12 protein-coding genes are annotated in these 13,362 nt (G+C 52.9%); 2 read left to right on the plus strand and 10 right to left on the minus strand.

The window, feature by feature from the left end; translation table 11 throughout:
* Window positions 1-11: 11 nt before the first annotated feature.
* The 7 genes from FCS97_RS14195 to FCS97_RS14225 all read right to left on the minus strand — a co-directional run bounded on the left by FCS97_RS14195 (window position 12) and on the right by FCS97_RS14225 (window position 7,034).
* Complete coding sequence (locus tag FCS97_RS14195) at window positions 12-848, minus strand: sulfite exporter TauE/SafE family protein (RefSeq protein WP_138519084.1); 837 nt, start codon at window positions 846-848, stop codon at window positions 12-14.
* Window positions 849-875: 27 nt separating this feature from the next.
* A complete protein-coding gene (locus FCS97_RS14200) occupies window positions 876-2,198 on the minus strand; it encodes a TRAP transporter large permease (RefSeq protein WP_212746495.1) in 1,323 nt (440 codons plus the stop codon).
* Window positions 2,198-2,701 carry a TRAP transporter small permease subunit gene (locus FCS97_RS14205; protein WP_138519086.1) on the minus strand — a complete coding sequence of 168 codons (504 nt, stop codon included), beginning with the start codon at window positions 2,699-2,701 and terminating at the stop codon, window positions 2,198-2,200. The genes FCS97_RS14200 and FCS97_RS14205 overlap by 1 nt, the downstream gene beginning before the upstream one ends.
* 16 nt (window positions 2,702-2,717) lie before the next feature.
* Entirely contained in the window at window positions 2,718-3,809 is a 1,092-nt protein-coding gene (locus tag FCS97_RS14210) for a TRAP transporter substrate-binding protein (protein ID WP_138519087.1), read from the minus strand.
* Between the two features lie 364 nt (window positions 3,810-4,173).
* Window positions 4,174-4,620 carry an Lrp/AsnC family transcriptional regulator gene (locus FCS97_RS14215; protein WP_138519088.1) on the minus strand — a complete coding sequence of 149 codons (447 nt, stop codon included), beginning with the start codon at window positions 4,618-4,620 and terminating at the stop codon, window positions 4,174-4,176.
* A gap of 63 nt (window positions 4,621-4,683) precedes the next feature.
* Window positions 4,684-5,544: a universal stress protein gene (locus tag FCS97_RS14220; protein WP_138519089.1), complete on the minus strand. Its 861-nt coding sequence runs from the start codon at window positions 5,542-5,544 to the stop codon at window positions 4,684-4,686.
* Window positions 5,545-5,555: 11 nt separating this feature from the next.
* Window positions 5,556-7,034, minus strand: a complete 1,479-nt coding sequence (locus FCS97_RS14225) for a SulP family inorganic anion transporter (protein WP_171035324.1) — start codon at window positions 7,032-7,034, stop codon at window positions 5,556-5,558.
* 257 nt (window positions 7,035-7,291) lie between these two features.
* Here FCS97_RS14225 and FCS97_RS14230 point away from each other — a divergent pair, with 257 nt between their 5' ends.
* On the plus strand, window positions 7,292-8,851 hold the full coding sequence (locus tag FCS97_RS14230) for a carbon-nitrogen hydrolase family protein (protein ID WP_138519090.1): 1,560 nt from the start codon (window positions 7,292-7,294) through the stop codon (window positions 8,849-8,851).
* On the opposite strand, the gene FCS97_RS14235 is transcribed toward FCS97_RS14230, so the two are convergent.
* Together FCS97_RS14235 and FCS97_RS14240 are read right to left on the minus strand one after the other, a co-directional pair.
* Complete coding sequence (locus tag FCS97_RS14235) at window positions 8,837-10,279, minus strand: aminotransferase-like domain-containing protein (protein WP_138519091.1); 1,443 nt, start codon at window positions 10,277-10,279, stop codon at window positions 8,837-8,839. The genes FCS97_RS14230 and FCS97_RS14235 overlap by 15 nt on opposite strands.
* A 2-nt stretch (window positions 10,280-10,281) precedes the next feature.
* A complete protein-coding gene (locus FCS97_RS14240) occupies window positions 10,282-11,439 on the minus strand; it encodes a YbfB/YjiJ family MFS transporter (protein WP_138519092.1) in 1,158 nt (385 codons plus the stop codon).
* A gap of 155 nt (window positions 11,440-11,594) precedes the next feature.
* Between FCS97_RS14240 and FCS97_RS14245 the strand changes: the two genes are divergently transcribed.
* Window positions 11,595-12,197: a LysE family translocator gene (locus tag FCS97_RS14245; RefSeq protein ID WP_138519093.1), complete on the plus strand. Its 603-nt coding sequence runs from the start codon at window positions 11,595-11,597 to the stop codon at window positions 12,195-12,197.
* Between the two features lie 4 nt (window positions 12,198-12,201).
* Here FCS97_RS14245 and FCS97_RS14250 read toward each other — a convergent pair whose 3' ends face one another.
* Window positions 12,202-13,356, minus strand: a complete 1,155-nt coding sequence (locus FCS97_RS14250) for a fatty acid desaturase family protein (protein WP_138519094.1) — start codon at window positions 13,354-13,356, stop codon at window positions 12,202-12,204.
* Window positions 13,357-13,362: the final 6 nt, after the last annotated feature.

Here is a 13,362-nt window from a genome sequence, read left to right on the forward strand (position 1 = left end):
TCCTTTGTTGTTCAGACCAACACGCCGTGAAACATACGCACGGCGGTGATGAACAGAAAAAATGCAAATGCCAGTTTCAGGCGGGCAGCAGTGGTGGCATTGGCCATGCGTGCACCCACCGGGGCCATCCACATGGTCATGGGTACAATCAGTGCAAAGCCAATCAAATTGATATAACCAATGGTCAATGGTGGCGTATTTTCAACGTTCCAGCCATTGAGTAAAAACCCGATTGCGCCGGGAATGCTGATGACCATACCAATGGCCGCAGCCGTACCCACAGCCCTGTGCATGGGTACATTGAATGCATTCAGAATGGGCACGCTCAGGGTGCCGCCACCAATGCCCATCAGGGTTGAAAAACCACCGATGAATGTACCCATGATTTGCTTCACAGGGCTGCCCGGCAAATTTTCCGCAACTGGTTTTGCCTTGCTGCGAAATGCCATGTTGGCTGCCACCAAAAGTGCAATGCTTGCAAACACAATTGACAACACATCGCCTGACACATAACCACTTGCAAAACTGCCAATGATCACGCCGATGAACAATGGCAGTACCAGGCTTTTGAACAGCGGTTCATCCAGATTGCCCTTGGCTTTGTGACTTTTTGCCGAGATGAACGAGGTGGGAATGATGGTCGCCAGCGAAGTACCCACGGCCACATGCATTTTCACGCTTTCATCCACACCCAGCAGTGTGAACAGGTGGTACAACACCGGCACAATCACGATACCGCCACCCACGCCCAACAGGCCTGCCAGCAGGCCCGCAATGGTTCCCGTGATGGCGAGCGCCACCACCAGCCCTGCCAGCCAAGGCAGGGAGTATCCACTCAATAATTCCATGAAAATTCCTTGCTATGTTTGTTTTGCCTACCAGCCAATCGCCTTGGGTAGCCAGGTTGCGACCGATGGGAAGATGAATATAACCGCCACGGCCAAGGCCTGTAGTAACACAAAAGGTAAAACACCTATGTAAATATCGCGCGTAGTAATGCCTGGCGGTGTGACCCCCTTGAGAAAAAACAGCGCCCAACCAAACGGTGGTGTCAGGAACGACATCTGCAAGTTCATGGCGATCAAAATTGCAAGCCAAACCATATCGGTGCCGTAACCAATGAACACTGGCAAAAACATGGGCAGGGCGATGTAGGAAATTTCAATCCACTCCAGGAAGAATCCGAGCACAAAGAGCAAGCCCATCAGGAACAGCAGGGCACCCATTTCGCCACCAGGGATGATGTCGAACAGGCTGTGCACCATGTCTTCGCCACCCAGGCCACGAAATGCCAGGGCGAAGGGCTGTGCGCACAGCAAGATGAAGTACACCATCGCGGAAATGGTCAAGGTGCCGTGCATGGTGTCCTTGAGCAGTTGCCAGTTCATGCGGCCAAAACCCATGGCTATCAGCAGTGCGCCCAGTGCACCCATGGAAGCTGCTTCTGTGGGGGCTGCAACGCCACCGACGATAGAACCCAATACCGCAAACACCAACAGCACTGGCGGCAATACATCCCGAATCAGTTTTTTGCGCAGTTCGGCCTTGTTGATTTTCTGACGTTCTTCAAGCGGAACTGCGGGCACCAGTTTGGGCATGAACATGCCCAGCAAAATAAGGTAGGCGCAATAAATACCCGCCAACACCAAACCGGGAATGAGTGCTGCAGCGAACAGTGTGCCAACCGATTCACCCATGATGTCTGACAACAAAATGAGCACCAGGCTGGGGGGAATGATTTGTCCCAGGGTGCCCGATGCGCAAATGGTTCCGCAGGCCACGCTGGGCGCATAACCCCGTTTCATCAAGGTAGGCAGTGTGAGCAGGCCCACTGTCACCACGGTTGCACCCACAATGCCTGTGGAAGCACCCATAAGCACGCCCACAAGCACAATGGCCAAGCCCATACCGCCTTTCAGACCGCCCATGGCGGTGCCGATGGTGTCAAGCATGTCTTCCGCCACGCGGCTTTTTTCCAGCATCACGCCCATGAACACAAATAGCGGAATGGCAAGCAGGGTGTAGTTGCTGACCACACCGTACAGGCGCGCAGGCATGAGATTGAACAGCATGGGGCCAAAGCCGATATAACCAGCCACAAAGCCGGAAACTGCCAAAGCGATGGCCACTGGAATGCCGATGATCATCAGGCCCAGGAAGCCGGCAATCATCCCAAGCACAATCCATTCGTTTTCCATCAGGCCACCTTCGCTTCTTTGATTTGCACAACAGCCTGCAAAAGATTGGCGATGCCTTGAATCATCAACAGGCCAAAGCCCAAAGGCAGAAACAGCTTCAGCAGGTATCGATAGGGCAGGCCACCGGGGTCGGGCGAGCCTTCCAGCATCTCGTACGACTGCATGACATAGGGCACAGACAAATACACGATCACCAACGCCACTGCGAATGTGAGCACCGCACTGGCCAAATCAATCCAGCCTTTGCCCAGCGGGCCAAACCGTTCATACACAAAATCGACTCGCACGTCGGCTTTGTGTTTCATGGCGTAGGCCAGGCCAAACAGGGCGATGGGAGAAATCAAATGCCATTCAAGTTCCTGAAGGGCCACAGGACCAATTGAGAACAGATAACGAAGAATGACGTTGGCGGCGACGAGTACAACGAGGGCAAGCACGCACAGGCGTGCAAGCCCCCCAATCAACTCGACAAACGCTTCGAGTTTGGGGATGGCTTGCTTCATGACAACAACCGCTTCTTTAAAGGTTCAGGAAAGTTTTCTCGCTGAGCGCAGCCCAGGATTCATGTTTCTTTTTGAACGCCATGAATGAGGTGTGCACCTTTTTCGCCAAGGGATCGGAGGCCGCCACGCTTTCCAGCGTGTCCATGGTGGCCTCTTTCAGCTTGTCCACAATCGGTTTGGGCAGTGCTTGCGCTTTCACGCCCTGGTTCTTCACCAGGTCTTCGAGCGCCTCTGCATTCACAGATTCCGACCAGGCCAGGCTTTCCATGACACTGGCTTGCGCAGCCATTTGCACCATCATTTGCAGATCTTTGGGCAGCTTGTCCCAGGCTTTTTTGTTGATCAAAAGTTCTGTTACGTTGGTGGGTTCATGCCAACCGGTGGTGTAGTAAAACTTGGCGGCTTTGTGCAAGCCCAGTCGGCGATCCTGGAAAGGACCAACAAATTCAGCAGCGTCAATGACACCGCGCTCCAGTGCTGGAAAAATTTCACCACCGGGCAACAGGCGAACATTCACGCCCAATTCGCTGTACACCTTTCCAGCCAGGCCAGGAATGCGCATTTTCAAACCATTCAAATCGCCAACCGTTTCAACAGGTTTGCGAAACCAGCCTGTCATTTGTACGCCCGTGTTGCCCATGGGCATGGCAGTCAAACCAAAGGGTGCATACACCTCTTGCCACAACTTCATACCGTCACCGTGATACAGCCAGGCCATCATGCCTTGCGTATTCATGCCGAACGGCACGGTGGTGAAGTACTGTGCTGCGGGTGCTTTGCCCGACCAGAAGTAGGCATTGGCCGCGTTCATTTCCACGGTGCCTGCTGATACTGCATCAAAGCCTTCGAGAGCAGGAATCAGTTCGCCGGCGGCGAAATGTTGAATTTTCAGGCGACCACCCGACATGGTTTCCACCTTCTTGCAAAAGTCGGTGGGGCTTCCGGGGCCAGCCACGTAAAAAGGTGAGCCGGGCGGGTAAGCGTTGGTCATCTTCATGGTGACCTTGGCATTTTGTGCATTTGCAATACCGGGTACAGCCAAGGCTGCGCCACCTGCTGCTGCGGTGGCAGCACCTGAAATAAACTTGCGACGATTAATTGAGGTCATGGAACACACTCCTGCTGCTTGGAAAACAAAGGGTTCGCCGACCGCACAAATGACGATCGGTCATAAACCTTCTTTAGCGAAAGGTGTGCCAGCTATGATTTATTGTAGGTTATTGAAAATAATGACTATTTTAAGTTTAAGGGTTTACCCTTTGTTGCGACTTTGCACCCCACAATGAAGCATGCAGACTGCTGAAGCAGATGCCATTTGTATACCTTTTGTTTACTTTTGACGTCAAATCGATCTCAATTGATGCATTGAAAAAATCAATCGGAATCAGATGGATTTGAAAACGGGCACTTTGGTGTCGAATGTATTCATGCACCCAAAATGTGGCGCTGCACCACAACGGGGCTGCGTATTTTTACAAACGAGCGCCACCGCGCCGGTGCTTGACACGCTTCAACAGGTTTTTGCATTCCACTGAAATAATGTCGGGCTGACCGAACAGATACTTCTGTGCAAATGCCAAAAAACTCTCTTGTGTGTCAGTCAATGTGTGAATGTGCAGGCTTTGTAAATCCGACATGATGTACAGGCTTGCCACCTCCGGTTGAGCGGCCAATTCATTGGCCACAGCCTCAATGACATGGCTTTTCACCTTCAGGTCTACGAAAGTGCTGGTGACCTTGCCCAGTTTCTCGGGGTTCACCACGGCAGTGAATTGCTCCACCGTGCCTTCCTCCAGCAAGGCTTGCACGCGGGCACGGGCATGGGCGCGTGAGCAGCCCAGTTGACGTGCAATGTCAGCGAAAGACAAACGTGAATCTTTGATTAAAAGGCCAAGCAGGGCAGCATCAAGTTCATTCATGGCAAATTCCGGTGTGGGTTTGCCGTGAAAGATGCAAAAGCTGTACCTGGCTTGTCAGTTGGTTCAGCGAAGCAGGAGTGCTGGCACTTTTGTTGCCCTCAGCATGTCTTCAGTTTTGCTGCCGAAGAACAGCTTGCGCAAAGGCGAGTGCGTGTAAGCGCCCATCACCAGCATGTCGGCCTGATGAATTTCCAGCCCTTGAATCATTTGCGTGACTACATCGCCCTGAACATGATTGAACTCGGTCGGTACACCAGATTCACTCAGTGACAGCGCGGCTTCCTCAAGCAGTTTGATCCCGCTGTTGTTCTTCTCCCCACACATCAGCAGGGTACCTTTCATGCCTTTGAACAATCGGCTTTGAAGCACGGTTTCAACGCCACGTTTGCTCACAGCGCTGCCATCAAATGCAAACAAAAAACGCTGTGGAACAGTGAACTTCTCGTGCACACCCAGAACAGGGCGATCCAGAGCCCGCACGGCCGCTTCAAATGTACGCCCGATGTCACGGTTGGACGCCACCGAGGTTTCTCCCCGTCTGCCAATAATGGCAATTCGAGTGTTGTTCTGCATTTCAAGCAGGCAGTCCACCAGTGTGCCGTGGCGTATGCGTGAATCTGCCTGAAGCACGCCGTCTTCAATTGCGCGTTCACGCAGGCCGTTCAAAAACAGGCGGCCTTGGGTTTTTGCAACTTTGGTTTTTTCACTGTCGCTCATCAACAGTTTGTTCAGCAGGTTTTCCTGGGCATCAAAACCAATCGCGCCACTGTGGTCTTCGCCTGAACCCTGCTCCAGGTGTCGGTCAATCACATGCAAAAACTCGACAGGCGCCTTGATTTGCCGGGATACCCAGGCCGCACAATCGGCCACTGCTATTGAGTATTGGGAGCGATCCACACAGGCTACAATTTTACGTTCGTCCATGTTGAATCTCCTTAATGGGCTGCCATGCGTTCAAGCGCATCGTCTTTGTCATGAATGGCGAATTTGTCCACCAAGGTGCGGCTGGCCTCGTTCATGCCGATTACCTCCACTTCGGTGCCTTCGCGCTTGAACTTGATCACAACTTTGTCCAGTGCGCTGACTGCGGTAATGTCCCAGAAGTGTGCGCGGCTTACATCGATCGTGACCTCATCAATGACTTCCTTGTAGTCGAAAGCATTGATAAAGGTTTCAGCGGAAGCAAAAAACACCTGGCCCGAAATAATGTACGTCCGGTTTCGGCCCTCGTCTTGAGTACTCGATTGCACGCGCAGAATTCGCCCCACCTTGTTGGCGAAGAAAAATCCTGACAGCAATACACCCACCAAAACACCCTGCGCCAGGTCGTGCGTGCCGACGGTAACCGCAACTGTGGCCAGCATCACAATGCTCGAGCTTTTCGGGTGTTCACGCAGATTGCGGATAGAGGCCCAGTTGAAGGTGCCAATCGACACCATGATCATGACGGCCACCAAGGCTGCCATGGGGATCAAGGCCACATAGTCGCCGATGAATACCACCATGATCAGCAAGAATACGCCAGCACACAGGGTGGACAAGCGACCTCGACCACCAGACTTCACATTGATCACGGACTGTCCAATCATGGCGCAACCGGCCATGCCGCCCAGAAAACCTGCTGCAATGTTCGATACACCTTGGCCCACACACTCGCGGTTTTTGTCGCTGGGTGTGTCGGTGAGGTCATCTACAATTTGCGCGGTCATCATCGATTCCAGCAAACCCACCACAGCCAGAGTCAGTGAAAATGGAAATACAATTTTCAATGTTTCAAGTGTCCAAGGCACGTCGGGCAGCAGGAACACTGGCAGCGAATCAGGCAGCTCACCCATGTCGCCCACGGTGCGAATGTCCAGCCCCACCGCAATACTGAATACGGTCAGTACAACGATGGCCACAAGTGGCGATGGAATTGCTTTGGTAAGGTAGGGCAGCAGGTAAATAATGCCCAAGCCCGCCGCCACCATGGCGTACACATGCCAGGTCACGTTGATCAGTTCAGGAAGCTGCGCCATGAAAATAAGAATGGCCAATGCATTCACAAACCCGGTGATCACAGATCGCGATACGAAGCGCATTAATTTGCCCAGTTGCAACACACCCGCCAGAATTTGCAAAACGCCTGTCAACAAGGTGGCCACCAGCAAATATTGCAATCCATAATCCTTCACCAAGGTCACCATGACCAGTGCCATGGCACCTGTTGCGGCAGAAATCATGCCGGGTCGTCCACCGGTAAAAGCGATCACGGTGGCGATACAAAATGAGGCATACAGTCCCACTTTGGGGTCAACGCCCGCAATGATTGAAAAGGCGATTGCCTCAGGGATAAGCGCCAGCGCAACCACAAGGCCGGCCAAAAGATCATTTCGGACGTTGGATAACCAGTCCGTACGGAAATTCTTCATCATTTTTAATCAATCAAAATTTTGGAAAAGCAGTGGGTGTCCGGCAACTCGGGGAGGCCAGACCAATAGAAAGGACAACGATGAACTTGAATTTTTACAAGGGTAGGGGCGGGGTTTGTTAACAGTGCAGGCGCGAAGGATACCTGTTAGCCAATGGGTGTGTCAAACCAGAACGCTCAGTTAATTGACTAAAAATTCATCAATTTTTGAAATGTGTTCTAATAAGGAGGTTCATGAAGTAAACAAATGGAGCAGTCACCATGTCGACAGAAACCGAAAATACCGAGTATGAACACACTGAACACAAGTTAACCTTGCGCAATTTGCAGGTCTCGGATTACCCCGATATCAAGCGGATCATGGAAGTGGTGTATCACAGTGCCGGCGGTGCACTGCCTGAGGCCAAGTTTCGTTCAATTCTGAAAACATTTCCCGAAGGACAAATTTGCATTGAAGACGATGGCAAAGTAATTGCCGCCGCCTTTGCCGTGGTGGTGGATTACGACAAGTTTGGCGACAAACACACCTACATGGAAATTACCGGCAACATTTACGCCACCACGCACGACCCCAAAGGCGATGTGCTGTACGGCATTGATGTGTTTGCTGATCCCGAGTACCGCAACATGCGCCTGGGTCGCCGTTTGTATGAAGCACGCAAAGAGCTGTGCCAGAACCTGAACTTGCGCGCCATTATGGCCGGAGGCCGAATTCCCGGCTACAAAGAACACATGAAAGACATGTCGCCCCAGCAGTACATTGCTGCGGTCAAGCGCAAAGACATTTACGATCCCATTCTGACTTTTCAGCTCAGCAACGACTTTGAAGTGAAGCAGGTGCTAAAAGGCTACCTGCCCGAAGACAAGGAATCGCAGGGTTACGCCACATTGCTTGAGTGGTTCAATTTGTATTTCGAACCAGAAAAGCCCATGTTGTTTGGTGCGCCAAAAACCACGGCGCGCCTGGGTTGTGTGCAGTGGCAAATGCGCGAGTTTCACAGCGTGGAAGACGTGGTGAAGCAGGCAGAATATTTCATCAATGCGCTCTCGGATTATCGCTGTGATGTGGCTTTGTTCCCCGAATTTTTCAATGCCCCTTTGATGGGTTTGGCGGGCAATGGCAATTCGCTGGAAGCCATTCGACACCTGGCCACGTACACAGATCAAATTCGCGACGAAATGAGCCGCATGGCCGTGAGTTACAACATCAATGTGGTGGCTGGGTCCATGCCAGTGATGGAAGATGGTGCTTTGTACAACGTGGCCTATTTGTGCCGCCGCGATGGCACGGTGGAAGCGCAATACAAAATTCACCCCACGCCGCATGAAAAGCGCGAGTGGATGATGGAAGGCGGCAGCAAACTGAGTGTGTTCGACACCGACTTCGGCAAGATCGGCATTCTGATTTGTTACGACTCCGAGTTTCCCGAGTTGTCGCGCGTGCTGGCCGACAAAGACATGCAAATTTTGCTGGTGCCTTTCTGGACTGACACCAAGAATGGTTATTTGCGGGTGCGCCGTTGTGCGCAGGCGCGTGCCATCGAAAATGAATGTTATGTGGCCATTTCAGGCAGCTTTGGTAATTTGCCCAAAGTGGACAATGTGGACATTCAGTATGGGCAAACCGCGGTGTTCTCGCCTTCCGATTTCGCATTTCCGCACGATGCGATCATGGCCGAAACCACACCCAACACCGAGATGACCCTGATTGTGGATGTGGACCTGGATAAGCTTCAAACGCTGAAGAATGAGGGCTCGGTGCGCAATTATCTGGACCGCAGGCGCGATTTGTACCAGGTGGTGTGGCTAGGCGACGAGTGAGCCTTCAAACAAGGCACCTAATTTTGCAATGGCCACTGCGGTGTCGTCGGTCACCGGGTGGCCGCAGTTCAGCCGTATGCAGTTTTTGTACAGGCCACTGGCCGAAAACACACTGCCCGGCATATAAGCCACTTTGCGGGCAATGGCCTTGTTGAACAGTGCGGTGGTGTCGATGTCGCCGGGTAATTCTACCCACAACACAAAACCACCTTTGGGTTCAGAAATTCGCGTGCCTTGCGGAAAATGCTTCAGCACCAAATTGCCCATGGCACGCACCTGGGTTTCAAACTGTTGGCGCAGCGTGCGCAGGTGCCGCTCAAACGAGCCTTTTTCAAGGTAGTGCGCCACGGCCACTTGGGTAATTGGATTAGTCGACCCGCTCAGAATTCGCTTTTTTGACAACACCTGTGCGGCGTACTTGCCGCCAGCCACATAGCCAATGCGCAGCGAAGGGCTGAGCGATTTCGAGAACGAGCCGCACATTAAAACACGGTCGCTTTGCTTGCCAGCCTTCAAGGGGCGCGGGCGAAACCGCTCGAAATACAAGTCGGCGTACACATTGTCTTCCACAATCGGAAAGTCGTATTTCTCGGCCAACTCCAGCAATTTTTTACGGTTTGAATCTGGCATCACCGAGCCCATGGGGTTGCTGGCAGTGGGGCATACAATGCAGGCTGCAATGCGGGTTTGTTTCACTGCAATTTCCAGTGCTTCCAGCGACATGCCGTGTTCTGGGCTGCTTGGAATTTCCAGTGCGCGCAAGCCCAGCGATTCAATCATTTGCAAAAGCAGGTAATAGCCTGGCGACTCAACTGCAACAATGTCGTTGTGTTTGGCCACACTTTGCAAGGCCAGGCTAAGTGCCTCGGTGCAGCCATCGGTAATCACCAGTTCATCGCGTTTCAGCTTCATACCCATCAACTCGAACCGTTGTTGCAGTTGCTGCACCAACTCGGGCTGATTGGGCTCTACATGGCTGCCCAGCGTAAGAAGATCCGGGCGGGTGCGGTTCACCGTGGCATAGCTTCGGCGCAGGGTGGCAATTGGCAACAATTCATGGGCAGGAAAAGCCACGCCCAGTGGAGCCACATCTTCGCGAGTTGAACTTCGAAGCAGCATGGCAATTTGGTTGGCTACCTCCAGATTCACGGGTGGTTCCAGAACAATCGAGTCGGGCGCTTGGGTACAGGCCGCGCCACTGGGCACGTTGCGGGCTTGCACGTAATAGCCCGATTTCGCCACGGGCTGAACATAGCCCCGGTCTTCAAGCAGGTTCAGCGCCTTTTGCACGGTGTCAATGGAGTAGTGCCATTGCTCTGACAACTTCCGGATGGAAGGCAGTTTGTACCCGGCTGCAAAGTGATTGTTTTCAATCAAGGCTTGCAGGTTCAAGGCCAGTGTTTCGTATTTGCAAGATGAGGCGTCCATGGTTAAACCTCAGTTTGCTTTTTCAGTTGCCACACCATGAACACACCGGCCACCATCAACCCAGCCGCCAGGTACAGCGATCCACGGTAGGTACCCGTGCGTTCGGCAATTAAGCCGGCCAAGGCGGGTGCAGCAATTTGAGAGACGCCGTAACTGAGTGTCATGCGGGCCATGGCCTTGCTGGGGTTGGCGGGGAATTGCCTGCCCGCAATGCTCAGTGTCAAGTTCACAATGCCGGCGAATGTGCCGCCAAACAGAACAGCGCTGATCATGTTGGCCCAATAGCCATCGATAAAGCCAGCCATGAGAATGGAGACAATTTGCAACACGTAGGCCAGCACCAGTGCTTCGAACATACCCGTAATTCGGGCGATTCGATCCCAAATAAAGGTAGAGGGTATGGCAGCCAAACCAACAACCACCCACACCCAGGGGCCTTTGCCCTGAAGTTCGGGCAGGGTTTCTGCAATGGCCACAATAAAGGTGGCGCTAATGACATAACCAAAACCAGCGCAAAAATAGGCGCCCAACATCAGCCGCATCCACTTGGCGCTGGGCGGCGGCACATCGGCCACTTGGGCTTCAGCGCTGCCAGCCTTGGCGGGTTTGGGCATCCACACCCAGGCCGGTACAAAAAACAGCACACCCACCACACCCAGAACCCACCATTGTTGGTCCCAGGCCAGGTGGTCGACCATGGCCATGACCGCAAGGCCTGACAACACAAGCCCCATACCCGCCCCGGCAAAGTGCAGGCCCAATTCAGTTTTCAGGTTCTGGCGTGCCAGCCAGTTCATGACCAAACCCGATGCGATCAACATGCCTGCAGTACTGGACACACCCGAAATGAAACGCAGAAATACCCACAGGTTCACATCGGTGGTCATGCCCATGCCAATGGTGCTGAGCACCGCCACAACAAGCCCGAAGCGGTACAGCAGGTATTTGTAATCCAGATTGCTCAGCGTGGAAGCGAGCAGGGCACCGCTGATGTAGCCAATGTAGTTCACCGTGGCCAACCAGCCTCCATCAAAGGCGCTTAGCCCAGCCTGTTCCCGCATGATGGGCAGCAACGGTGTGTATGAAAAACGGGCCAAACCCACAGTCAGGATCAGTGAACAAATACCCGCAGCAATCACCTGCCAACGTTCCAGTTTCATGGGGGCCACCCGCACAGAAGTTGAATATTAAAAGCAGTACAGATTTTTAAGAATTAATCTGTACTGCACATTATTTCATTATCCTGAATCTGTACTGAAATTGCAAAAGTTCTTAAAGTGAGTGTTCCATTTTTACTCCACAAAAGGAGTTCGCCATGCAGCACTTTCAAGCCATCGCCTTGTTCGCGTTTTTAAGCATCATCACGCCCGGACCGAACAACCTCATGATCATGACGAGCAGCATGAATTTTGGTGTTCGAAAAAGCCTGCCGCATTTCTTCGGCATTGTTGTGGGCTTCCCGCTGATGCTGCTGGCCATGGGCCTGGGCTTGAATGCAGTGTTTGAAAGCCTGCCGTGGTTTCACACGGCGCTGCTGGTGTTCAGCCTCTTGATGATGGTGTACCTCGCGTGGCGAATTGCCAGCTTTTCACCGTCTGCTGACGCTTTGAAGCCGGGATCGAAGCCATTGAGCTTTGTGAATGCCGTGCTGTTTCAGTGGGTGAATCCCAAAGCCTGGTTCATGGCCACAGCGGCGGTGGCCTTGTTTCCAGCCAGTTCAAACACGCCCTTGCTGGATGTGCTTGCCGTGGCTTTGATCATGGCCAGTGTGGGTTTGTTGTGCGTGGGTTTGTGGCTGGTGTTGGGTGCACGCCTGCGGACATTCATCAACAGCCCGACTCGTTTGAAGTGGTTCAACGGAACCATGGCAGCCAGCTTGGTGCTGTTTTTCGCATACAGCACCGCGCAGGCTGTGTAATTGATCAGGGCAGGGACAAGCGCCAAATATTCCATGTGGTGGTGCCAAACTGCCGCGTGAAACTGCCCTTGTTGTACGGCAAGCCATACCGTGCCGCCAAGGCCTGTACCCGGGGTGACATTTCCGCATAGCGGTTGGCGGGAATGTCGGGGAACAGGTGGTGTTCAATTTGGTGGCTCAGGTTGCCCGACAAAATATGGAACAGTTTTCCGCCTGTAATATTGCAGCTGCCCAGCAACTGGCGCACATACCAGGCCGCACGGGTTTCGCCTTCCACTTCTTCTTTGGTGAAGTGGTGCACACCGGCCGGAAAGTGGCCGCAGAAAATAATCACGTTCGACCAAATGTTGCGAATGCCGTTGGCAATCAGGTTGGCAACCAATGTAAATCCCATGGCGGCCAGCGCAATGTTCACAATGTCAAAGCCAAAGAAGATTGTGAATGGCAGCGTAACGGCCGCACCGAGCAAAGGCCAGCACACATAGTCTTTCAGCAATTGGTGACGAACTTTCCAGCCAATGCGTTTCAGCATGGGTATGACATCGCGCCATTTCTTCTGGCCTGCCAGCAACTTGTCAGCTTCCAGGTCGTGAAGGGCCACGCCCCATTGGAACAGCATCATCAACACAAAATTAATCACCGGGTTGAACAGGTACTTTGCATGCCAACGCTGGTCGTCAGTAACCCGCAGTACACCGTAGCCAATGTCGGGGTCTTTGCCGTGCACATTGGTCCAGGTGTGGTGCACCACATTGTGGCTGTGCTTCCACTGGTCGGAAGGGCACACATTGTCCCATTCCCATGTGTTGGATTGAATGTTGGGGTCGCGCATCCAGTCAAACTGGGCATGCATGATGTTGTGCCCCAGTTCCATGTTCTCTATGCTTTTTGATACACCCAGCATGATCGCACCCAGCAGCAACACCGCCCAGAATTGCGGCCAGCCGGTGAAGGACCAGTCGCTCATCGGCAAGAGGAAAAAGCTGAGAAACACCACAATGCGCCCGGCCAGCATCAGGCTTCGCTGCCACTTGATGACCGAGAGAATGTAGGCGCGGTCTTTGCTGCCCAGTGAGTCTGCAATTTCATTGCGTATGGCGTCCATTTCGCGACCGAATTCTTCAATGTCGCTGGCGCTCAAATGTTTTGGCATGCCCATGTTTGT

Origin of the sequence: Limnobacter alexandrii (assembly GCF_005871185.1) — a bacterium.
Taxonomy (GTDB): Bacteria; Pseudomonadota; Gammaproteobacteria; order Burkholderiales; family Burkholderiaceae_B; genus Limnobacter; species Limnobacter alexandrii.